The organism is Enterobacter cloacae complex sp. 302F9 (assembly GCF_050030335.1).
Lineage (GTDB): Bacteria > Pseudomonadota > Gammaproteobacteria > Enterobacterales > Enterobacteriaceae > Enterobacter > Enterobacter hormaechei_C.
In genome coordinates, this window is sequence record NZ_JBLGUC010000001.1 from 1600460 (window position 1) to 1624484 (window position 24025).

The window sequence follows — 24025 nt, forward strand, 5'->3', positions numbered from 1 at the left end:
TGTTACACGCGAGCAAAAATAAAGGCGACCAGTGGCCGCCTTTATTTACGTTTGTTACTGACTTGTAAAGATTATTTGCCTTGTTCAGCCAGCCCGTCCAGGTAGCGTTCTGCGTCCAGCGCGGCCATACAACCGGTGCCCGCAGAGGTGATCGCCTGACGATAAATATGGTCCATCACGTCGCCAGCTGCGAAGACACCCGGAACGCTGGTCTGGGTGGCGTTGCCGTGAATGCCAGACTGCACTTTGATGTAGCCGTTCTCCAGCTCCAGCTGGCCTTCAAAGATAGCCGTGTTCGGGCTGTGACCGATTGCCACAAACAGGCCTGCCACTTCCAGCGTTTCGACGTTATCGGTGTTCTGGGTATCACGGATACGCAGTCCCGCCACGCCCATCTGATCGCCAGTCACTTCTTCCAGCGTACGGTTGGTATGCAGCACAATGTTGCCGCTCGCCACTTTGTCCATCAGGCGTTTAATCAGGATCTTCTCCGCGCGGAAGGTGTCGCGACGGTGAATCAGGTGTACTTCTGAGGCAATATTTGCCAGATACAGCGCTTCTTCCACAGCGGTGTTGCCGCCGCCGATAACCGCAACTTTCTGGTTGCGATAGAAGAAACCGTCGCAGGTCGCGCAGGCTGACACGCCGCGGCCTTTGAACGCTTCTTCAGACGGCAGGCCGAGATAGCGGGCAGAGGCGCCGGTGGCGATGATCAGCGCATCGCAGGTGTATTCGCCGCTGTCACCCGTCAGGCGGAACGGACGGTTCTGCAAATCCACTTTATTGATGTGGTCGAACAGGATTTCGGTTTCGAATTTGGCGGCATGCTCGTGCATGCGCTCCATCAGCAGCGGCCCGGTCAGGTCGTTCGGGTCGCCAGGCCAGTTTTCCACTTCCGTGGTGGTGGTCAGCTGACCGCCTTTTTCCATCCCGGTGATCAGTACCGGTTGCAGGTTAGCGCGTGCAGCATAGACCGCTGCGGTATATCCCGCAGGTCCAGAACCAAGGATTAGCAGCTTACTGTGTTTGGTCGTGCCCATGAGATCCCCATTGTTGTTGGCAGGCAATGGGCTGGATTGTAGGGAATTTGTTGCCGTAAAAAAAGAGCAGGAGAGTTTTGCTTCCGATATATGCAATAGACGCGCCCTATGGGTCAGAGGCGGTCACATCACTTCTGCTACTGAAAACCGCGCGTTTATAAGGCAATAAAATGAGGATTAATACCCCTCCGTAATGAATATCCGGCATGTTGTACTAAAAATCGATGTTTTGCTTTGACAATCCCCTGCGCTTTTGCGAAAACATTCAAGGAAGAAAAAAAGACGCACGAACTGCATGCCGCATAGACATGCACGGAAATGCCATTTTTACCGGGTCAGTGAAATCTACGCATGGTGTGGACAGACGCCATACGTGATGTCTGTGACTGCTTTCGGGCAACGGTCTTCTTACCGCAGAACCCGAATCTACATCGCGTCTAATACATAACCAGGCGATGTGATGAATAACGGGTCCAGGCTCTGAACAGTGATGTGCACAGGGTCCAGGCAGGAGTAGGGAAGGAATACAGAGAGACAATAATAATGGTAGATAGCAAGAAGCGCCCTGGCAAAGATCTCGACCGTATCGATCGTAACATTCTTAATGAATTGCAAAAGGATGGGCGTATTTCCAACGTCGAGCTTTCAAAACGTGTGGGACTTTCCCCGACGCCGTGCCTTGAGCGTGTGCGTCGACTGGAAAGACAGGGTTTTATTCAGGGCTATACGGCTCTGCTGAACCCGCATTATCTGGATGCCTCACTTCTGGTATTTGTTGAGATTACTCTGAATCGTGGTGCACCAGATGTGTTTGAGCAATTTAACGCCGCTGTACAAAAACTTGAAGAAATTCAAGAGTGTCATCTGGTTTCCGGTGATTTTGACTACCTGTTGAAAACCCGTGTGCCTGATATGTCCGCCTACCGTAAGCTGCTGGGGGAAACCCTGCTGCGTCTGCCAGGCGTGAACGACACCCGTACTTATGTGGTGATGGAAGAGGTCAAACAGAGCAATCGTCTGGTTATTAAGACGCGCTAACACGGAACAGGTGCAAAATCAGTGTAGTTTGATTACACTCCTGTTAATCCATACAGCAACAGTGCCGGGAAGTCCCGGCGCTGTTGTCCGTTTTAGCACACAGGCAGGACATGCCTGATACCTGGAGAGCCTTTCTTGAGCCAGGAATACACTGAAGACAAAGAAGTCACATTATCTAAGCTAAGCAGCGGACGTCGTCTCCTTGAGGCGTTACTGATTGTTATTGCCCTTTTTGCCGTCTGGCTGATGGCTGCCTTACTCAGTTTCAACCCCTCAGACCCCAGCTGGTCGCAAACCGCATGGCATGAGCCTATCCATAATTTAGGTGGTGTTCCCGGTGCCTGGCTTGCGGACACGCTCTTCTTCATTTTCGGTGTGATGGCCTATACCCTTCCCGTCATCATTATTGGCGGATGCTGGTTTGCCTGGCGTCATCGACAGAACGACGACTACATCGATTATTTTGCCGTTTCGCTGCGCCTGATTGGCGCCCTGGCGCTGATCCTCACCTCCTGCGGACTGGCGGCGATCAACGCCGATGACATCTGGTACTTCGCCTCCGGCGGGGTGATTGGCAGCCTGTTGAGCTCCGCGCTGCAACCGATGCTTCACAGCAGCGGCGGCACGCTGGCGCTGCTTTGTATCTGGGCAGCGGGCCTGACGCTGTTTACCGGCTGGTCCTGGGTGAGCATTGCCGAAAAAATCGGCAGCTTTATTCTGACTCTGCTGACGTTTGCCAGCAATCGCACCCGTCGTGATGATACGTGGGTCGATGAAGATGAATATGAAGATGAGTACGAAGAGGAAGACGAGGCATCCGTGCAGCGTCGTGAATCCCGCCGTGCCCGTATTCTGCGCGGTGCTCTGGCGCGCCGCCAGCGCGTTGCTGAAAAATTTGCTAACCCGTTAGGCCGTAAAACGGATGCCGCGCTTTTCTCCGGCAAACGTATGGATGAAGAGGAGCAGATTGAGTATCGCGGCGCGGCCGTCGATCCTGATGATGTGTTGTTCTCTGGTCATCGAGCTACGCCGGGTGAGTATGATGAATACGATCCGCTGTTGCATGGTCATTCCGTGACTGAACCGGTAGCCGCTGCTGCTGCCGCAACGACGGCTGCGCAGGCCCATGTTGCGCCTGTTGAAGCCGTGATGCCGTCCTCGCCTGTTCCGGCACCGGAGTCCGCGATCCAGCAACCGCAGGTGGACTGGCAGACTGCGCCAGGCGTCCATACGCCTGAACCGACCATTGCGCCGGAGCCTGAAAGCTATATTCCTGTGCAGCAGGAACAGTGGCAGCAACCGTATCAGCCGCCTGAGCCTGCCAGCGAGCCGCAACAGCCGTATCAGGCCTATACGCCCGAACCTGCTGAGCCTGAACAGCCATACGTTGCGCCGGTGTCTGAACCCGAAATGGTGGAGGAAGCGAAGCCATCCCGTCCGCCATTGTACTATTTTGAAGAGGTGGAAGAGCGCCGTGCCCGAGAGCGCGAGCAGCTTGCCGCCTGGTATCAGCCCGTGCCTGAGCCGGTGCAGGAGCCTGTTGTAAAAGCGCCTTCTGCGAGCGTTGCACCTGTAGACCCAGCGCCAGCCGTTGCGTCGAGAGCGGAAACCGTGAAGCAGGCAACGGCAGCCGCTGCCGCGTCCGCTCCGCTATTCAGCCCGGTAACCGATGGTGCGCCGCGTCCTCAGGTAAAAGAGGGCATTGGTCCACAATTGCCGCGTCCTAATCGCGTGCGCGTACCGACGCGCCGGGAGCTGGCCTCTTATGGCATTAAACTGCCTTCCCAGCGTATGGCGGAAGAGAAAGCCCGTGAGTCCGACTACGAAGATGATGCCGACGAACTGCATCAGGATGAGCTGGCGCGTCAGTTTGCCGCCCAGCAGACTCAACGCTACGGGAATGAGTACCAACACGATGTTCATTCTCAGCAGGATGAAGATGATGCTGCCGAAGCGGAATTAGCGCGTCAGTTTGCGGCCACGCAACAGCAACGTTATTCCGGTGAGCAGCCTTCGGGGGCAAACCCGTTCTCGCTCTCGGATTTTGAATTTTCACCGATGAAAGATCTGGTGGATGACGGTCCGAGCGAACCGCTGTTCACGCCGAGCGTGATGCCAGAAGCGGAACCGGTGCGTCAGGCGCCAGCGCCGCAGGTTAATGCGCAGCCACAACAGCCAGCGCCGCAGGCTTATGCGCAGCCGCATACACCGTCGGCCCAACCGCCGCAGCCGCAGTTCCAGCAGCCAGCACCACAGCCGCAGGAAAGCCTGATTCACCCGCTGCTGATGCGTAACGGAGACAGCCGTCCGCTGCAACGACCAAGTACGCCGTTGCCGTCGCTGGATCTGTTAACGCCGCCGCCAGCGGAAGTCGAACCGGTGGATACTTTTGCTCTTGAGCAGATGGCCCGTCTGGTGGAAGCGCGTCTGGCTGACTTCCGTATTAAAGCGGACGTGGTGAACTACTCACCTGGCCCGGTGATCACCCGTTTCGAACTGAATCTGGCGCCAGGCGTAAAAGCGGCGCGTATTTCTAACCTCTCCCGTGACCTGGCGCGTTCTCTGTCGACCGTGGCGGTACGCGTGGTGGAAGTGATCCCAGGTAAGCCTTACGTTGGCCTTGAGCTGCCAAACAAGAAACGCCAGACCGTTTATCTGCGTGAAGTTCTGGATAACACCAAATTCCGCGACAACCCGTCCCCTCTGACCGTGGTGTTGGGTAAAGATATCGCTGGCGATCCGGTGGTTGCCGATCTCGCGAAGATGCCGCACCTGCTGGTTGCGGGTACCACCGGCTCCGGTAAATCGGTCGGGGTGAACGCCATGATCCTCAGTATGCTCTACAAAGCGCAGCCTGAAGATGTGCGTTTCATCATGATCGACCCGAAAATGCTTGAACTGTCCGTCTACGAAGGCATTCCGCACCTGTTAACGGAAGTAGTGACCGACATGAAGGACGCCGCCAACGCATTGCGCTGGAGCGTCAATGAAATGGAGCGTCGCTACAAGCTGATGTCTGCGCTGGGCGTGCGTAACCTGGCCGGTTATAACGAGAAAATCGCTGAGGCGGCACGTATGGGCCGTCCGATTCCGGACCCATACTGGAAGCCGGGGGACAGCATGGATACCCAGCATCCGGTGCTGGAAAAACTGCCTTACATCGTGGTGCTGGTGGATGAGTTCGCCGACCTGATGATGACCGTTGGCAAGAAAGTGGAAGAGCTGATTGCGCGTCTGGCACAGAAAGCGCGTGCGGCGGGCATCCACCTGGTGCTGGCAACGCAGCGTCCGTCCGTAGACGTTATCACCGGACTTATTAAGGCAAACATCCCGACCCGTATCGCGTTTACCGTGTCGAGTAAAATTGACTCGCGTACTATCCTTGACCAGGGCGGTGCAGAGTCGCTGCTGGGTATGGGTGATATGCTCTATTCCGGCCCGAACTCCACCTCGCCGGTGCGCGTACACGGTGCGTTTGTTCGCGACCAGGAAGTGCATGCGGTGGTGCAGGACTGGAAAGCGCGCGGTCGGCCGCAATACGTTGACGGCATCACCTCCGACAGTGAAAGCGAAGGTGGCGGCGGTGGTTTTGACGGCGGCGAAGAGCTGGATCCGTTATTTGACCAGGCGGTTAATTTCGTTACCGAAAAACGTAAGGCGTCCATCTCCGGCGTCCAGCGCCAGTTCCGTATTGGCTACAACCGCGCGGCGCGTATTATCGAGCAGATGGAAGCCCAGGGTATTGTGAGCGAACAGGGGCATAACGGTAACCGTGAGGTGCTGGCGCCACCGCCGTTTGATTAACCTTCAGCGATTGCAAAGAAGGGTAAATCAGCAAAAATTAAGCATATTCTTCTGTCGCCTGCCTTCGGGCAGGTCCAGAATAGAAACGGAACCCCCATATCGGGAAGACGTATTTTAAGGAATAACAATGAAAAAAATCGCCATCGCCTGTGCATTACTCTCCAGTTTTGTTGCCAGCAGCGTCTGGGCTGATGCAGCCAGCGACCTTAAAAGCCGACTGGATAAAGTGAGCAGCTTCCACGCCAGCTTCACGCAAAAAGTGACTGACGGCAGTGGCAACGCGGTGCAGGAAGGTCAGGGGGATTTGTGGGTGAAACGCCCGAATCTCTTCAACTGGCACATGACCCAGCCGGATGAAAGCGTGCTGGTGTCCGACGGGAAAACCTTATGGTTCTACAACCCGTTTGTTGAGCAGGCGACCGCCACCTGGCTGAAAGACGCGACCAGCAATACGCCGTTTATGCTCATTGCCCGTAACCAGTCCAGCGACTGGCAGCAGTACAACATTAAACAAAACGGTGATGAGTTCGTCCTGACACCAAAAGGCAGCAACGGTAACCTGAAGCAGTTCACCATTAACGTGAGCAGCAACGGTACCATTAATCAGTTCGGTGCGGTTGAGCAGGACGATCAGCGCAGTAGCTATCAGCTCAAGTCTCAGCAAAACGGCGCCGTAGATGCTTCGAAATTCACCTTTACCCCACCGCAGGGCGTAACGGTGGACGACCAACGTAATAAGTAAGAGGCATGAGTGAGCAACCTGTCGCTCGATTTTTCAGATAATGCGTTTCAACCTCTGGCCGCCCGTATGCGGCCAGAAAATTTAGCGCAGTACATCGGCCAGCAACACCTGCTGGCTGCGGGGAAACCCTTGCCGCGCGCCATAGAGGCGGGGCATCTGCACTCCATGATCCTCTGGGGGCCACCCGGCACCGGCAAAACAACCCTCGCTGAAGTGATCGCCCGCTATGCTAACGCGGACGTTGAGCGCATCTCGGCGGTTACCTCCGGCGTGAAGGAGATTCGTGAGGCGATCGAGCGCGCGCGGCAAAACCGTAATGCCGGGCGCCGCACCATTCTGTTTGTCGATGAAGTCCACCGCTTCAACAAGAGCCAACAGGATGCGTTTCTGCCGCACATTGAAGACGGCACGATTTTCTTCATCGGCGCAACCACGGAAAACCCGTCGTTTGAGCTGAACTCTGCGCTCCTTTCCCGCGCCCGCGTTTACCTGCTTAAATCCCTGACTACAGAGGATATCGAAAAGGTTCTGACCCAGGCGATGGAGGACAAAGCGCGGGGTTACGGCGGACAGGATATCGTTCTGCCGGACGATACGCGTCGTGCGATCGCTGAACTGGTCAACGGCGATGCGCGTCGTGCACTGAATACGCTGGAAATGATGGCCGATATGGCCGAAGTGGATGATGCCGGCAAGCGCGTACTGAAACCTGAATTGCTCACCGAAATAGCCGGTGAACGCAGCGCGCGCTTCGATAATAAAGGCGATCGTTTTTACGACCTGATCTCTGCGTTACATAAGTCCGTGCGCGGCAGCGCCCCGGATGCGGCGCTCTACTGGTACGCGCGTATCATTACCGCCGGTGGCGATCCGTTATATGTCGCGCGTCGCTGCCTGGCCATTGCGTCGGAAGATGTCGGTAATGCCGATCCACGCGCCATGCAGGTTGCTATTTCCGCCTGGGACTGCTTTACCCGCGTCGGACCCGCAGAAGGTGAGCGTGCCATTGCGCAGGCAATTGTCTATCTGGCCTGCGCGCCGAAAAGTAACGCGGTGTATACCGCCTTCAAAGCGGCGATGTCAGATGCACGTGAACGTCCGGACTACGATGTGCCGGTTCATCTGCGCAATGCGCCAACTAAATTGATGAAAGAGATGGGGTATGGGCAGGAGTATCGCTACGCCCATGATGAACCCAATGCCTACGCCGCCGGCGAGGAGTATTTCCCGCAGGAGATGGCACAAACCCGCTATTATCACCCCACAAACAGAGGTCTTGAGGGTAAGATTGGCGAAAAGCTCGCCTGGCTTGCCGGACAGGATCAAAATAGCCCTATAAAACGCTACCGTTAGTTCAATCGTTGCGGTAATGTTGGCAATATATCTCTGTGGCCGCAGGCTGTGGTCACTTTTTCCTTTTTTAATTCGATAAGCACAGGATAAGCATGCTCGATCCCAATCTGCTGCGTAATGAGCCAGACGCAGTCGCTGAAAAACTGGCACGCCGGGGCTTTAAGCTGGATGTAGATAAGCTGCGCGCTCTTGAAGAGCGTCGTAAAGTTTTGCAGGTACAAACTGAAAATCTGCAAGCAGAGCGTAATTCTCGATCGAAATCCATTGGCCAGGCGAAAGCGCGCGGGGAAGATATTGAGCCATTACGCCTGGAAGTGAACAAACTGGGTGAAGAGCTGGATCAGGCGAAAGCTGAACTGGATGTTCTTCAGGCTGAAATTCGTGATATCGCTCTGGCGATCCCGAACATTCCTGACGACAGCGTGCCTGTCGGCAAAGACGAAAACGACAACGTTGAAGTGAAACGCTGGGGCACGCCTCGCGAGTTTGACTTTGAGGTGCGCGATCACGTCACGCTGGGCGAAATGCACGCGGGCCTGGACTTTGCGGCTGCGGTTAAGCTGACCGGTTCTCGCTTCGTGGTAATGAAAGGTCAGATTGCCCATCTGCACCGTGCGCTGGCGCAGTTTATGCTGGATCTGCACACCGAGCAGCATGGCTACAGCGAAACCTACGTTCCGTATCTGGTTAACCACGATACGCTGTACGGTACAGGCCAGCTGCCGAAATTTGCCGGCGATCTGTTCCACACCCGTCCGCTGGACGAAGAAGCTGACAGCAGCAACTACGCGCTGATCCCAACCGCGGAAGTGCCGCTGACCAACCTCGTGCGTGATGAGATCATCGACGAAGACGATCTGCCAATCAAACTGACCGCACACTCTCCATGTTTCCGTTCTGAAGCCGGTTCTTACGGTCGCGATACGCGCGGTCTGATCCGAATGCACCAGTTCGATAAAGTTGAGATGGTGCAGATCGTTCGTCCGGAAGAGTCTATGGACGCGCTGGAAGAGATGACCGGTCATGCTGAGAAAGTGCTGGAGCTGCTGGGCCTGCCGTACCGCCGTATGGCGCTGTGCACCGGCGACATGGGCTTCGGTGCCTGCAAAACCTTCGACCTTGAAGTCTGGGTGCCTGCGCAGAACACCTACCGTGAAATCTCCTCCTGCTCCAACGTCTGGGATTTCCAGGCGCGTCGTATGCAGGCGCGTTGCCGCAGCAAATCTGACAAGAAAACCCGTCTGGTTCATACCCTGAACGGTTCCGGTCTGGCAGTAGGCCGTACGCTGGTTGCTGTGCTGGAAAACTACCAGCAGGCTGACGGACGCATTGAGATCCCTGAAGTGCTGCGCCCTTACATGAAAGGCCAGCAGTTCATCGGCTAATTATTTGCTCTAAGACAAAAAAGCGCCTCAGGGCGCTTTTTTTATGCCTCTGATTTGATACGAAGCAATAACCCCTCCCTCTAAAGTAGTAATACTCCTCCGAACGAAAGTCAGCATAAAACACTGATAACCAAAAATATCGTTATACATAAAACTATATAGCGGTGTATGCCGCCCTTTATTTCTTTGTGAGCAACCAAAGTGAGTCTTTATGAAAATCAAAGCGCCTGAAGCGTTAATGGCTGCCGAGGTCACTCGCCGTGGGTTGATGAAAACCACGGCAATAGGCGGTCTGGCGGTTGCCAGCAGCGCCTTTACGCTCCCTTTTACCCGTCTGGCGTCGGCGGCGGAGGCTCTGTCTCCCGCTTCAGCCCCGGAAAAAGTGGTGTGGAGTGCCTGTACCGTTAACTGTGGTAGCCGTTGTCCTCTGCGTATGCATGTTGTGGACGGTGAAATCAAATATGTCGAAACAGACAATACCGGCGATGATAACTACGAAGGGTTACATCAGGTTCGTGCCTGTCTGCGTGGCCGTTCAATGCGCCGTCGCGTTTATAACCCGGATCGTCTGAAATACCCAATGAAGCGCGTCGGTAAGCGTGGGGAAGGGAAGTTCGAGCGTATTAGCTGGGACGAAGCCTACGATATTATCGCGACTAACATGCAGCGCCTGATCAAAGAGTATGGCAACGAATCCATCTACCTCAACTACGGCACCGGCACGCTGGGCGGTACCATGACCCGCTCCTGGCCGCCGGGTAAAACGTTGGTGGCGCGCCTGATGAACTGCTGCGGCGGCTATCTCAATCATTACGGCGACTACTCTTCCGCACAGATTGCTGCGGGGCTGAACTACACCTACGGCGGCTGGGCAGACGGTAACAGCCCGTCGGATATCGAAAACAGTAAACTGGTGGTGTTGTTCGGTAACAACCCAAGCGAAACCCGGATGAGCGGCGGTGGGGTAACCTATTATCTTGAGCAGGCGCGCGCCAAATCCAACGCACGTATGATCATCGTCGATCCGCGCTATACCGATACCGGCGCGGGACGTGAAGACGAGTGGATCCCTATTCGCCCTGGTACCGATGCGGCGCTGGTCAATGCGCTGGCGTATGTGATGATCACTGAAAACCTCGTCGATCAGCCGTTCCTTGATAAATACTGCGTTGGTTATGACGAGAAGACCCTGCCAGCCAGCGCACCGGCTAACGGGCATTACAAAGCGTACATTCTTGGTCAGGGCAGCGACGGGGTAGCGAAAACCCCTGAGTGGGCATCCACCATTACCGGCATTCCAGTCGAGCGTATTGTTCAGCTGGCCCGTGAAATTGGTTCAGCCAAACCGGCTTATATCAGCCAGGGATGGGGACCACAGCGCCACGCGAACGGCGAAATTGCCACCCGCGCTATTTCTATGCTCTCGATTCTGACTGGCAACGTTGGTATTCACGGCGGTAATAGCGGGGCGCGTGAAGGCTCGTATGAAGTCCCGTTTGAACGTATGCCAACGCTGGATAATCCGGTTCAGACCAGCATCTCCATGTTTATGTGGACGGACGCGATCGAGCGCGGCCCGGAAATGACCGCGCTGCGTGACGGTGTTCGGGGCAAAGATAAGCTGGACGTGCCGATCAAAATGATCTGGAACTACGCCGGTAACTGCCTGATCAACCAGCACTCTGAAATCAACCGCACCCATGAAATTTTGCAGGACGACAAGAAGTGCGAAATGATTGTGGTGATCGACTGCCACATGACCTCATCGGCCAAGTATGCCGATATTCTGCTCCCAGACTGCACTGCGTCTGAGCAGATGGATTTCGCGCTGGACGCCTCCTGCGGCAACATGTCCTATGTGATCTTCACTGACCAGGCCATCAAACCGCGCTTCGAGTGCAAAACCATTTATGAGATGACTTCCGAGCTGGCGAAACGTCTTGGCGTTGAGCAGCAGTTCACTGAAGGACGTACTCAGGAAGGGTGGATGCGCCATCTGCACGAGCTCTCACGCAAAGCCATTCCTGACCTGCCGGACTTCGATACCTTCCGCAAGCAGGGCATGTACAAGCAGCGCGATCCCGAAGGGCATCACGTGGCGTATAAAGCCTTCCGCGACGATCCGCAGGCCAATCCGCTGACCACGCCGTCGGGCAAAATCGAGATCTACTCCGAAGAGCTGGCAAAAATTGCCGCAACGTGGGAATTGCCGGAAGGGGACGTTATCGATCCGCTGCCGATTTATACGCCAGGCTTCGAAAACTACAACGATCCGCTGACGGCGAAATTCCCGCTTCAGTTGACCGGTTTCCACTACAAAGCGCGTGTTCACTCCACCTACGGCAACGTTGACGTACTGAAAGCGGCCTGCCGACAGGAGATGTGGATCAACCCGATGGATGCGAAAGCGCGCGGCATCAGTAATGGCGATCGCGTACGTATCTTCAACGGACGTGGCGAAGTGCATATCGAAGCTAAAGTGACTCCGCGTATGATGCCTGGCGTTGTCGCGCTGGGGGAAGGGGCCTGGTATAACCCGGATGCGAACCGTATCGATCAGGCGGGCTGCATCAACGTTCTCACTACGCAGCGTCCGTCGCCGCTGGCGAAGGGCAACCCATCCCACACAAACCTCGTTCAGGTTGAAAAGGCGTAAGGAGTAACCGATGACAACCCAGTATGGATTTTTTATTGATTCCAGCCGCTGCACCGGGTGCAAAACCTGCGAGCTGGCCTGCAAGGATTACAAAGATCTGACCCCGGACGTTAGCTTCCGTCGTATTTATGAATACGCGGGCGGCGACTGGCAGGAGGACAACGGCGTCTGGCATCAGGATGTCTTCGCCTATTACCTGTCGATTGCCTGCAACCACTGCGAAGATCCGGCCTGCACCAAGGTCTGCCCGAGCGGGGCAATGCACAAGCGCGACGACGGTTTTGTGGTGGTGGACGAGGATGTCTGCATCGGCTGTCGCTACTGCCACATGGCCTGCCCGTACGGCGCGCCGCAGTACAATGCCGCCAAAGGCCACATGACCAAGTGCGACGGCTGCCATAGCCGCGTGGCGGACGGCAAAAAGCCCATCTGCGTCGAATCCTGCCCGCTGCGCGCGCTGGACTTTGGCCCGATTGAAGAGCTGCGCAAAAAACACGGTCAGCTTGCTGCCGTCGCGCCGCTGCCGTCTGCGCACTTCACGAAGCCGAGTATTGTGATTAAACCTAACGCCAACAGCCGTCCGACGGGTGACACCACCGGCTACCTGGCAAACCCGAAGGAGGTGTGAGATGGGAAGTGGATGGCATGAATGGCCGCTAATGATCTTCACGGTCTTTGGGCAGTGCGTGGCGGGCGGGTTTATCGTCCTTGCGCTGGCGCTGTTAAAAGGGAACCTCAATGCTGAACAGCAGCAGCGTTTGGTGTTAAGCATGTTTGGCCTGTGGGTGTTGATGGGCATTGGGTTTATCGCCTCTACGCTGCACCTGGGCTCACCGATGCGCGCGTTCAACTCCCTGAACCGCGTAGGTGCCTCTTCGCTGAGTAACGAGATTGCCAGCGGGGCAATCTTCTTTGCCGTTGGCGGGCTGGGGTGGTTACTGGCAGCGGTGAAAAAGCTGCCGTCAGGGTTACGCGCGTTGTGGCTCATCGTCACCATGGTACTGGGCGTTGTCTTCGTCTGGATGATGGTCCGGGTGTACAACACCATCGATACCGTTCCGACCTGGTACAGCGTCTGGACGCCGATGAGCTTCTTCCTGACCATGTTTATTGGCGGGCCGCTGCTGGGTTATCTGCTGCTGCGTGTGGCTGGCATTAATGGTTGGGCGATGCGCCTGCTGCCCGCGGTCTCGCTGCTGGCGCTGGTAATCAGTACCGTTGTCGCGCTCATGCAGGGAGCGGAGCTGGCGACCATTCACAGCTCTATCCAGCAGGCTTCGGCGTTGGTGCCGGATTACGGTTCGCTGATGGCCTGGCGTGTGGTGCTGCTGACGGCGGCGCTGGTGTGCTGGATTGCCCCTCAGCTTAAAGGTTACTCGCCTGCGCTGCCGTTACTGTCCCTGGCCTTTGTGCTGGTGCTGGCAGGGGAGTTAATTGGTCGCGGCGTATTTTACGGTCTGCATATGACGGTCGGTATGGCTATCGCCAGCTAATTTTTAGATTTTGTTATAAAAAGCCGGGACATAGCGCCCGGCTTTTCTTTTTTCATTCATGAAATTTTTCGACTGATGTTTCGTTGTAAAAATTCCCGGAAATAAATAAAAACAAATAGATAATTAATATCAGTAGCAGGCTTTGCATTAGCAGGATGAGTTTTTTAAATCGACAAGGCGCATAACGTGCGTGACGCCTGAACCGGTGGATTGACTTTGTTTTTGCCAGTGGCATGATGCGCACGAAATCTGAACTTCCTCACGGTTTTTAATCCATGACCACCTATACCCGCCCGGTGCTTTTGTTGCTCTGTGGCCTGCTTTTGCTGACCCTGGCGATCGCGGTGTTAAACACACTCGTCCCGCTATGGCTCGCCCATGAAAACTTACCGACCTGGCAGGTGGGTATGGTTAGCTCGTCCTTTTTTACGGGCAATCTGCTGGGCACCTTATTAACGGGCAGCCTTATTAAGCGCTTTGGTTTTAACCGCAGTTATTATCTGGCGTCGCTGATCTTTGCCGTCGGCTGCGCCGGTTTAGGCCTCATGGTCGGCTTCTGGAGCTGGATGGTCTGGCGCTTTATTGCGGGCGTCGGCTGCGCCATGATCTGGGTGGTGGTTGAAAGTGCGCTAATGTGCAGCGGAACGTCCCGTAATCGCGGGCGTCTTCTGGCGGCCTATATGATGGTTTACTACGTCGGTACCGTTCTGGGACAGCTGATGGTCAGCAAACTGCCAACAGACCTGATGAGCGTGCTGCCGTGGGTGACGGGCATGGTTCTGGCGGCGATCCTGCCGCTGCTCTTTACCCGCATTGTGAATCAAAACAGCGAGCATCAGGAAGCTACCCACGTCTGGCCGATGCTGAGACTGCGCCAGGCGCGTCTGGGGGTTAACGGCTGCATTATTTCCGGGATTGTGCTGGGCTCGCTCTATGGCCTGATGCCGCTCTATCTTAACCATCAGGGCGTCAGTGATTCCGGGATCGGTTTCTGGATGGCGGTGATGGTCAGCGCGGGGATTGTCGGCCAGTGGCCGATTGGCCGCCTGGCGGACCGCTTTGGTCGTCTGCTGGTGCTGCGCGTCCAGGTTTTCGTGGTCATCATGGGCTGTCTCGCCATGCTCAGCAACGCCGCAATGGCGCCTGCGCTGTTCATTCTGGGAGCTGCGGGCTTTACGCTCTATCCGGTCGCGATGGCCTGGGCCTGTGAGAAAGTTGAGCATCACCAGCTGGTTGCAATGAACCAGGCTTTGTTGCTGAGTTACACCATCGGCAGTTTACTGGGTCCGACGTTTACCGCTATGCTCATGCAAAATTATTCTGACAATCTGCTGTTTATTATGATCGCCAGCGTGTCGTTTATTTATCTGTTAATGCTGCTGCGCAAAATGGGCGAACATCCAACGCCAGTGGCCCATGCATGACTTATTAAAAGCCTGTCGATGACAGGCTTTTTTGTCCCTGTCACATATAAGACTTTTACTTATTGTGAGTTTTTACTGCCTGGCGATAATTCAAATGAGTTTACCACTAAAAGGCAGCAATCATGTCTACTCGTCGTTTTTCCACTACCGCACTTGCCGTAGTGTTGGCTTTAACGTTTGCAACGGCTCCGGCCATGGCTAATCCTGGAAACGGGAATGGTGGTGGTCACGGAAACGGTGGCGGACAAGGTAATAGCGGCAATCATGGTAACGGGAACGCTGGTAACCATGGTAATAAACACAATAACGGTCAGGATAACCCTGGGAAATCGGATAAGAGCTTTAAAAACAGCAAAGATGTCGGTAATGATGTGGATGCTCGCGTGAGCTTCGATCATGCCCGCCATCTGGCACTGAATTACGGCTTAACGGGCTACGACTCTCTGCCTCCGGGAATTGCGAAAAACCTGGCGCGCGGTAAGCCACTGCCTCCGGGCATTGCGAAGAAAACCGTGCCAGCCGATATGCTGGGTCAGCTTCCTTCCTATCCGGGCTATGAATGGCGCGTAGTAGGTGACGACCTGGTCTTAATTGCGCTGAGTACGGCGATTGTGACTTCCGTTATTAATGGCGTCTTTAAATAGAATATAAAAAGGCCCGGTTTTCACCGGGCCTTTTCGTTAATACATGACCTTGTGGCCATACTGCTCAAGAATACCTTTGACGCGCTCCATCGTCTCTTTTTTCGGCGGCTTCACGCCATCGAGTTTGTACTCTTCACCCATCGCCACCCATTTATGTTTACCCAGCTCGTGATAGGGCAGGAGTTCAATTTTCTCCACGTTACCCATATCCCGGGTAAATTCACCCAGACGATGTGCAGAGTCATCATCATCTGACCAGCCCGGCACCACCACGTAGCGGATCCAGGTCTTGACGCCTTTGTTGGCAATGTATTTGGCAAATTCCAGGGTACGGTGGTTTGAAACGCCAACCAGATTCTGGTGGATCTCATCGTTCATCTGCTTGAGATCGAGCATGACCAGATCGGTCACTTCAAGCAGTTCATCAATAACCGGATCGTAACGGCGCACAAAGCCGTTGGTGTCGAGGCAGGTATGAATGCCTTCTTTGTGGCAGGCGCGGAACCAGTCGCGCACAAACTCAGCCTGAAGAATGGCTTCACCGCCGGATGCCGTCACGCCACCGCCGGACGCGTTCATGAAGTGGCGATAGGTCACCACCTCTTTCATCAGATCTTCAACGGTGACTTCTTTACCGCCATGGGTGTCCCAGGTGTCACGGTTATGGCAGTACAGGCAGCGCATCAGGCAGCCCTGGAAGAAAGTGATAAAGCGGATCCCCGGGCCATCGACGGTGCCACAGGATTCAAAGGAGTGAATGCGACCAATAATTGACATTGCGGTGATATCTCCGAATTTGGCCCATCCGGGGGCCTATGTAGATGCACAGCTCAAAGGCTATGTCGAGTCTGTTTTGGCTGTTATCCATTAAGTATAGATAGCGGACAAAAGAGACTGATGAAGCGAGGGTGTTAAAAAGGCCCCACTTGCGTGGAGCCTTTATTGTACGCTTTTTAACGCGTGATTTCAGTCAATTCCACTTACATGGACTGAGTGAAAGTACGGGTAATAACGTCCTGCTGCTGTTCTTTCGTCAGGGAGTTAAAACGTACTGCGTAGCCAGATACGCGGATGGTCAGCTGAGGATATTTCTCAGGATGTTCCATCGCGTCGAGCAGCATTTCACGGTTCATCACGTTCACGTTCAGGTGCTGACCACCTTCGATGGACGCTTCGTGGTGGAAGTAACCATCCATCAGACCCGCCAGGTTAGTTTTACGCACTTCGTCGTCTTTACCCAGCGCGTTTGGCACGATAGAGAAGGTGTAAGAGATACCATCTTTCGCGTAAGCAAACGGCAGTTTAGCAACGGAGGTCAGAGAGGCAACCGCACCTTTCTGGTCACGACCGTGCATTGGGTTAGCACCTGGGCCGAATGGCGCGCCAGCACGACGACCGTCTGGGGTGTTACCGGTTTTCTTACCATACACAACGTTAGAGGTGATGGTCAGAACAGACTGAGTCGGGATAGCGTTACGATAGGTAGTGAGTTTCTGAATTTTCTTCATGAAACGTTCTACCAGGTCAACCGCCATGTCATCAACGCGAGCGTCGTTGTTACCAAACTGCGGATATTCGCCTTCGATTTCGAAGTCGATAGCCAGACCATCTTCGTCACGAATTGGTTTAACTTTCGCATATTTGATTGCAGACAGGGAGTCAGCCGCAACGGACAGACCTGCGATACCACACGCCATGGTGCGAACGACGTCACGGTCGTGCAGCGCCATCAGAGAGGCTTCGTAGCTGTACTTGTCGTGCATGTAGTGGATAACGTTCAGCGCGGTCACGTACTGTTTAGCCAGCCAGTCCATGAAGTGGTCCATGCGGTCCATGACTTCGTCATAGTTCAGCACGTCGCCTTTGATCGGTTCAGACTTAGGACCAACCTGCATTTTCAGTTTTTCATCAACGCCGCCGTTGATTGCGTACAGCATGGTTTTCGCCAGGTTTGCACGCGCACCGAAGAACTGCATTTGCTTACCAACAACCATTGGACTTACGCAGCAAGCGATAGCGTAGTCATCGTTGTTGAAGTCAGGACGCATCAGGTCATCGTTCTCATATTGCAGAGAAGAGGTGTCGATGGACACTTTAGCGGCGAATTTCTTGAAGTTCAGAGGCAGTTTTTCAGACCACAGAACGGTGATGTTCGGCTCCGGAGAAGGACCCATGGTGTACAGGGTGTTCAGGAAGCGGAAGCTGTTTTTGGTTACCAGAGTACGGCCGTCTACGCCCATACCGCCGATAGATTCGGTTGCCCAGATTGGGTCACCAGAGAACAGCTCATCATATTCTGGGGTACGCAGGAAGCGAACCATACGCAGTTTCATGACCAGGTGGTCAATCATTTCCTGAGCGTCTTGTTCGGTGATTTTGCCTGCTTTCAGGTCACGTTCGATGTACGCATCCAGGAAGGTGGATACGCGGCCGAAGGACATTGCTGCACCGTTCTGAGACTTAACAGCGGCCAGGTAGCCGAAGTAGGTCCACTGGATAGCTTCCTGAGCGTTGGTTGCAGGACCAGAGATATCGCAGCCGTATTTAGCCGCCATCTCTTTGATCTGACCCAGCGCACGGTGCTGTTCAGCGATCTCTTCACGCAGACGGATAGTCGCTTCCAGGTTTACGCCGTTTTCCAGGTCAGACTGGAGAGAGACGAACTGTGCGTATTTGTCTTTCATCAGGAAGTCGATACCGTACAGCGCAACGCGACGGTAGTCACCGATGATACGGCCACGGCCATAGGCATCTGGCAGACCGGTCAGAACGCCAGATTTACGGCAGTTCAGAATGTCTTTGGTGTAAACATCGAATACGCCCTGGTTATGGGTTTTACGGTATTCGGTGAAGATTTTTTTCAGCATTGGGTCCAGCTCGCGGTTATACGCTTTGCAGGAACCTTCAACCATTTTGATACCACCGAACGGGATGATTGCGCGTTTCAGTGGTGCTTCAGTTTGCAGACCAACGATTTTCTCAAGGGCTTTGTTGATGTAGCCAGCATCGTGAGAAGTGATGGTAGAAGCAACGGAGGTGTCAAAATCAACTGGCGCGTGAGTGCGGTTTTCCAGTTTAACGCCTTCCATTACGCTGTCCCACAGCTTGGTGGTTGCGTCAGTCGCACCAGCCAGGAAGGATTCGTCACCTTCATACGGGGTATAGTTTTTCTGAATGAAGTCACGGACGTTGACTTCATTCTGCCAGTCACCTTTCGTAAAACCTTCCCAGGCTGTGGCTAACTTTTCATTAAGCTCGGACATGTAACACCTACCTTCTTAAGTGGATTTTTTATTTACTGCCTGAGACAACCATTAATGATGATCGCCGCCACGCAGGTAAATGACCCAGTATGTCAACCCAACTAACAGACCCCCACCGATAATGTTCCCGATAGTGACGGGGATCAGGTTATCAGTAATGAAGTTCATAATAGTCAGGTGTGAAAAACTTTCCGGGGTTGAACCTACAGCAGTCCAGAACTCCGGGCTTGCAAAGTTGCGGATAACAATCCCCATCGGGATCATGAACATATTCGCAATACTGTGCTCAAAGCCGCTGGCAACAAACATCGCAACCGGCAGAACCATAATCATGGCTTTATCCATCAGGCTACGACCAGAGTAGCTCATCCAGACCGCCAGGCAGACCATCAGGTTTGCGAGGATGCCGAGAGCAACAGCTTCGATAAATGTATGGTGCATTTTGTGGTCGGCGGTTTGCAGGACGTTAAGCCCCCAGCCGCCGTTGGCGGTCATATACTCGCCAGAGAGCCACATCAACAGAACAAAGAGCAGACAGCCAATCAGGTTGCCAACGTAAACGTTGAGCCAGTTGCGCCCCAGTTGACCCCAGGTAATTCTTCCGCTGGCTTTTGCCACCACAATCAGCACCGTTGAGGTGAAGAGGTCGGCGCCGCAGATGACGCAGAGAATCAGGCCCAGTGAGAAGCAAATACCACCAATCAGTTTCGCTATGCCGAAAGGCATCCCGGCAGTGCCGGTGGTGGCTGTGATATAGAAGACGAAAGCGATGGAGATGAACACCCCAGCCGTAATGGCCAGAAAGAACGTCGTCATCGGATGTTTCGTGGCTTTGTAGACACCCGCTTCTTCGGCAACTTTCGCCATCGCAGCGGGGAGTAATAGATCAAAAGGGTTGTCAGCTTTCACACTAACTCTCTCTTTATTAAGTCGGCGACGAGATACTAACAAAGCATTATAGAAGAGAAATTGATATAGATCATATCTCGCCTGGCTTATAGGCCCGCAGTGTGTATGGTTTTACAGCAAAAGCGGAGTAAGTATTTGATTATCCGTATAAAAATAAATTTTAAAAGTTATGAAAAGAGTTGAATTTTTTCCTTCAGCCTCCCGTGGAACAGTTAATTAAAATGGAGTATTTATTATAATTAGTAACAGTAAAGCTCAGGTAAGCGTTTTTATATTTACCCGTGGTTAACTTAATTATTACAATTAAACGTCATTGCGGAAAAATAAAAAAAAAGGGCAATGAAATTGCCCCGTAATATAGCTCAGGCGATTGAATACGCCTACAGCCATTAATGTTATATGCGCTTATTTTGACCAGTAAGCGGCTTTTGCCTTCTGCAATTTTTCATACGCATTCAGCAGTGACTGATGCGCCGGGAAGGCTTTCAGATCGCTGTCAACCGCTTGCAGGCCGTAGAATGGTTCTTCACCGCTCAGCGCCGCGCTGGCAGCTTCAACGGCATCCGCACCGTACATACGTACAAAGGCGTTCAGATACTGCAATGGCTCGCGGTCGTCTTCCTGAGAAAGCAGGAGCAGCGTTTGCAGGCAACGGTAATAGTTAGTGCGCTCGGCGGAGAAGACGGACTGGTTAAACTCCATCGTCCACTCGGTCCAGGCCAAAGCCTGATCCAGATCGCCGCCCGCCAGCGCCAGCATCGCTTTCAGCTCGCCGATGCGCAGGGTATACCAGCCGTTATCTTTTCCGGTCGCCAGACCCAGCAGTTCGCGCACGCGGGTGAAATCATCGTGTCCTTCTTCGTCCAGCTGGGCGATCAGGTTCAGATAATCTTCTTTATCCCACTCGCTGCCTGGCAGGGCCAGCAGGGTTTCACGCAGATGTGCGCCCATGCTGTTGTTCGCCAGCCATAAATCTTCTGCCGGATAAATGTCCGACATACCTGGCACAATAATACGGCACGCGTAAACACCGAGGTGTTCATAGTCGGCAATGTAGACTTCCTGATCTTCCGCGTTAAAGATCGCCATCAGGGTGGCGAACTCTTCTTCCGTCGTACCGGCAAAGCTCCAGTCCACGAACGGATAGTCCGCGTCCTGTTTGAACATATCCCAGGAGATCAAACCGCTGGAGTCGATGAAGTGTGTTTCGAGGTTGGTGTGCTCGGCGACTTCTTCGTCATCAAAGGTTGGCGGAGTAAAGACATCGAGATCTTTCAGGCTACGACCTTGCAGCAGTTCGGTTACGGTACGCTCCAGCGCCACGCCGAAGTCCGGGTGCGCGCCGAAGGAGGCGAAGCAGGTGCCATTTGCCGGGTTGAACAGTACCACGCAGATAACCGGATATTTGCCGCCCAGAGAGCCGTCATAAGCAAAGATTGGGAAACCTTCTGCTTCCAGTTTGGCGATGGATTCCACCACGCCCGGGTAGCGCGCCAGCACGTCAGCCGGGATCTCCGGCAGGCTGATGGATTCAGCAATAATGCGGTTTTTGATATGACGCTCGAAAACTTCAGACAATCCCTGCACGCGCGCTTCGTTGCGGGTATTACCGGCAGACATGCCGTTAGACACATACAGGTTGCCGACGATGTTCATCGGGATATAAACGGTCTGCTCGTCAGACTGACGGGTGAACGGCAGGGCGCAGATCCCACGATCCTCATTGCCGGATTGCAGGTCGATCAACATGCTGCCGGTCAGTTCGTTTTCCGGATCGTAGAACGCGCGCAGGCGGGCATCGAGAATGCCTTCCGGCAGTTCATCGTTTTCGGTCAGCGGGAACCATTTTTCGTTCGGATAGTGAACGAACGGACCGTTGGCAATAGTTTCGCCCAGCCAGAAGTCGGCGAAGAAGTAGTTGGTGGACAGACGTTCAAAATACTCACCCAGTGCAGAGGCCAGCGCCGCTTTTTTGGTCGCGCCTTTACCGTTGGTAAAGCACAGCGCACAGTCTTTGTCGCGAATATGCACGGACCAGACGTGAGGCACCGGATTCAGCCAGGAGGCTTCTTCGATATTAAAGCCCAGGTCGGTCAGTTTCTGCTGGAAGCGAGCGATGGAGTCTTCCAGAGCGGCGTCTTTGCCGGGGATAAACGTTTGAGTCATGGCGTTCACTTTTATCGTACGTAAAGCGCGCAATGATACGGGTTTTGCGTGACGGGTGCTATCTCCGGCGAAAATAAATGGCTGGACTATGCTTATAAGCAGTAACCTACTGTTAAGGCATAAAAAAATGAAAGCTTTCGATCTCCAGCGGATGGCGTTTGATAAAGTCCCTCCTGAGTTTTTAGGCGAAGTAGCGCTGCGCAGCCTGTACACCTTTGTACTCGTTTTCCTGTTTCTGAAAATCACCGGACGTCGCGGCGTGCGGCAGATGTCGCTGTTTGAAGTGCTGATCATCCTGACGCTGGGGTCGGCGGCAGGGGACGTTGCCTTTTATGACGATGTGCCGATGGTGCCGGTCTTTATCGTCTTCGTGACGCTTGCACTGCTGTACCGGCTGGTCATGTGGCTGATGTCGAAAAGTGAGAAACTGGAAGATCTGCTCGAAGGGAAGCCGGTGGTGATTGTCGAAGATGGTCAACTGGCCTGGGAGAATGTGCAAAGCGCCAATATGACGGAGTTTGAGTTCTTTATGGAACTCCGTTTGAGCAGCGTTGAGCAACTGGGGCAGGTGCGTCTGGCGATTATGGAAACGAATGGTCAAATCAGCGTCTATTACTATTCCGACGATGAGGTGAAGCCCGGCCTGTGCATCCTGCCGGATATGCTCATCGAGCGATACAAAACTGTACCTGAAGCGGGCGAGTACGCCTGCATAAAATGTAGTCATGTCGTGGTTATGCAGGCGGGCGAACATCAATTATGCCCCCGCTGTACGAATCCAGAATGGACGAAGGTTAGCCGGGCTAAACGTAACACCTGACAGCGATTTTGTCGGTTTTGTGACAACGGTACGGCAGATTGTATTGTGTGACGAGGGGCACATTTCTTCGGCCATCAGTTTTAGACATTGCGGCGCGTGTCACTGAATGATAAAACCGATATCCACAGTTATAACTTATGGCTTTTAGCGTGGTGAGGGGAAATGGCTCAAGTCTTTAATTTCAGTTCAGGTCCGGCAATGTTACCGGCAGACGTGCTCAAACAGGCTCAACAGGAGCTGTGTGACTGGAACGGTCTGGGTACGTCGGTGATGGAAGTCAGCCACCGGGGTAAAGCGTTTATTCAGGTGGCGGAAGAAGCAGAAAAGGATTTTCGCGATCTGCTGAACATTCCCTCGAACTACAAAGTATTGTTCTGTCACGGCGGTGGACGCGGCCAGTTTGCGGGTATCCCGCTCAATCTACTGGGCGACAAAACCACCGCTGATTACGTTGATGCCGGCTACTGGGCGGCCAGTGCGGTAAAAGAAGCGCACAAATATTGCACGCCGAATGTCATCGATGCCAAAGTGACCGTTGACGGTCTGCGCGCCGTGAAGCCGATGAGTGAGTGGCAGCTTTCTGACAACGCCGCGTATCTTCACTACTGCCCGAACGAAACCATCGACGGTATTGCCATTCACGAAGAGCCAGACTTTGGCGAAAATGTCATTGTGACGGCGGATCTCTCTTCAACCATTCTGTCCACCCCGCTGGATGTCAGCCGCTACGGCGTCATCTACGCGGGTGCCCAGAAAAACATCGGTCCTGCGGGTCTGACTATCGTTATTGTGCGTGAAGACCTGCTGGGGAAAGCCCATAAGTCTTGCCCGTCAATTCTGGATTACACCGTCCTGAACGACAACGATTCCATGTTCAACACCCCACCAACGTTTGCCTGGTATCTCTCCGGCCTGGTCTTCAAATGGCTGAAGCAAAAAGGCGGTGTGGCGCAGATGGATAAGATCAATCAGCAAAAGGCTGAACTGCTGTACGGCGTGATCGACAAGAGCGATTTCTACCGTAACGATGTCGCCAAAACTAACCGTTCGCGCATGAACGTGCCGTTCCAGCTTGCGGACAGCAACCTGGATAACGTGTTCCTGGAAGAGTCCTTCGCGGCGGGTCTGCATGCGCTGAAAGGCCACCGTGTGGTAGGCGGAATGCGCGCCTCTATCTATAACGCCATGCCGCTGGAGGGCGTTAAAGCCCTGACTGATTTCATGATCGACTTCGAACGTCGTCACGGTTAATTGGCTGTTTTTCACCCCCGCAGCGTTCCTGCGGGGT

General features: G+C 54.0%; 17 protein-coding genes. 12 read left to right on the plus strand and 5 right to left on the minus strand.

Going from position 1 to position 24025, the window contains the following annotated elements; all coding sequences use genetic code 11:
* Positions 1-71 precede the first annotated feature (71 nt).
* Positions 72-1040: a thioredoxin-disulfide reductase gene (gene trxB, locus ACQG0T_RS07530; RefSeq protein WP_003858303.1), complete on the minus strand. Its 969-nt coding sequence runs from the start codon at positions 1038-1040 to the stop codon at positions 72-74.
* 543 nt (positions 1041-1583) lie between these two features.
* Here trxB and lrp point away from each other — a divergent pair.
* The 10 genes from lrp (at position 1584) to ACQG0T_RS07580 (ending at position 15579) form a co-directional block, all read left to right on the plus strand.
* Positions 1584-2078, plus strand: coding sequence for a leucine-responsive transcriptional regulator Lrp (gene lrp / locus ACQG0T_RS07535; RefSeq protein WP_000228469.1), 495 nt, complete (start codon positions 1584-1586; stop codon positions 2076-2078).
* Positions 2079-2213: 135 nt separating this feature from the next.
* Complete coding sequence (locus ACQG0T_RS07540) at positions 2214-5882, plus strand: DNA translocase FtsK 4TM domain-containing protein (RefSeq protein ID WP_271040652.1); 3669 nt, start codon at positions 2214-2216, stop codon at positions 5880-5882.
* Between the two features lie 127 nt (positions 5883-6009).
* Complete coding sequence (gene lolA / locus ACQG0T_RS07545) at positions 6010-6624, plus strand: outer membrane lipoprotein chaperone LolA (protein WP_003858270.1); 615 nt, start codon at positions 6010-6012, stop codon at positions 6622-6624.
* Positions 6625-6633: 9 nt separating this feature from the next.
* Positions 6634-7977, plus strand: coding sequence for a replication-associated recombination protein RarA (gene rarA / locus ACQG0T_RS07550; RefSeq protein WP_023296220.1), 1344 nt, complete (start codon positions 6634-6636; stop codon positions 7975-7977).
* 92 nt (positions 7978-8069) lie between these two features.
* Complete coding sequence (serS, locus tag ACQG0T_RS07555; RefSeq protein ID WP_003858266.1) at positions 8070-9362, plus strand: serine--tRNA ligase; 1293 nt, start codon at positions 8070-8072, stop codon at positions 9360-9362.
* 211 nt (positions 9363-9573) lie between these two features.
* Positions 9574-12018 carry a dimethylsulfoxide reductase subunit A gene (dmsA, locus tag ACQG0T_RS07560; RefSeq protein ID WP_126499015.1) on the plus strand — a complete coding sequence of 815 codons (2445 nt, stop codon included), beginning with the start codon at positions 9574-9576 and terminating at the stop codon, positions 12016-12018.
* A 10-nt stretch (positions 12019-12028) separates the two neighbouring features.
* A complete protein-coding gene (locus ACQG0T_RS07565) occupies positions 12029-12646 on the plus strand; it encodes a DMSO/selenate family reductase complex B subunit (RefSeq protein WP_017384835.1) in 618 nt (205 codons plus the stop codon).
* Position 12647: 1 nt separating this feature from the next.
* On the plus strand, positions 12648-13511 hold the full coding sequence (locus ACQG0T_RS07570) for a dimethyl sulfoxide reductase anchor subunit family protein (protein ID WP_017693703.1): 864 nt from the start codon (positions 12648-12650) through the stop codon (positions 13509-13511).
* Positions 13512-13786: 275 nt separating this feature from the next.
* Positions 13787-14935: an MFS transporter gene (locus ACQG0T_RS07575; RefSeq protein WP_426723753.1), complete on the plus strand. Its 1149-nt coding sequence runs from the start codon at positions 13787-13789 to the stop codon at positions 14933-14935.
* Positions 14936-15057: 122 nt separating this feature from the next.
* Complete coding sequence (locus ACQG0T_RS07580; RefSeq protein WP_017384833.1) at positions 15058-15579, plus strand: anti-virulence regulator CigR family protein; 522 nt, start codon at positions 15058-15060, stop codon at positions 15577-15579.
* Positions 15580-15615: 36 nt separating this feature from the next.
* Here ACQG0T_RS07580 and pflA read toward each other — a convergent pair whose 3' ends face one another.
* The 4 genes from pflA to ycaO all read right to left on the minus strand — a co-directional run bounded on the left by pflA (position 15616) and on the right by ycaO (position 21917).
* Positions 15616-16356, minus strand: a complete 741-nt coding sequence (gene pflA / locus ACQG0T_RS07585; RefSeq protein ID WP_003858250.1) for a pyruvate formate lyase 1-activating protein — start codon at positions 16354-16356, stop codon at positions 15616-15618.
* 203 nt (positions 16357-16559) lie between these two features.
* Complete coding sequence (gene pflB / locus ACQG0T_RS07590; RefSeq protein WP_003858247.1) at positions 16560-18842, minus strand: formate C-acetyltransferase; 2283 nt, start codon at positions 18840-18842, stop codon at positions 16560-16562.
* Between the two features lie 51 nt (positions 18843-18893).
* Positions 18894-19751, minus strand: a complete 858-nt coding sequence (gene focA, locus ACQG0T_RS07595; protein WP_017384832.1) for a formate transporter FocA — start codon at positions 19749-19751, stop codon at positions 18894-18896.
* Between the two features lie 405 nt (positions 19752-20156).
* On the minus strand, positions 20157-21917 hold the full coding sequence (gene ycaO / locus ACQG0T_RS07600; protein ID WP_023303388.1) for a 30S ribosomal protein S12 methylthiotransferase accessory factor YcaO: 1761 nt from the start codon (positions 21915-21917) through the stop codon (positions 20157-20159).
* A gap of 127 nt (positions 21918-22044) precedes the next feature.
* Here ycaO and ACQG0T_RS07605 point away from each other — a divergent pair, with 127 nt between their 5' ends.
* Both ACQG0T_RS07605 and serC read left to right on the plus strand, forming a co-directional pair.
* On the plus strand, positions 22045-22737 hold the full coding sequence (locus ACQG0T_RS07605) for a DUF421 domain-containing protein (protein ID WP_017384830.1): 693 nt from the start codon (positions 22045-22047) through the stop codon (positions 22735-22737).
* A gap of 162 nt (positions 22738-22899) precedes the next feature.
* Positions 22900-23988, plus strand: a complete 1089-nt coding sequence (serC, locus tag ACQG0T_RS07610) for a 3-phosphoserine/phosphohydroxythreonine transaminase (protein WP_017384829.1) — start codon at positions 22900-22902, stop codon at positions 23986-23988.
* The last annotated feature ends 37 nt before the right edge of the window (positions 23989-24025 follow it).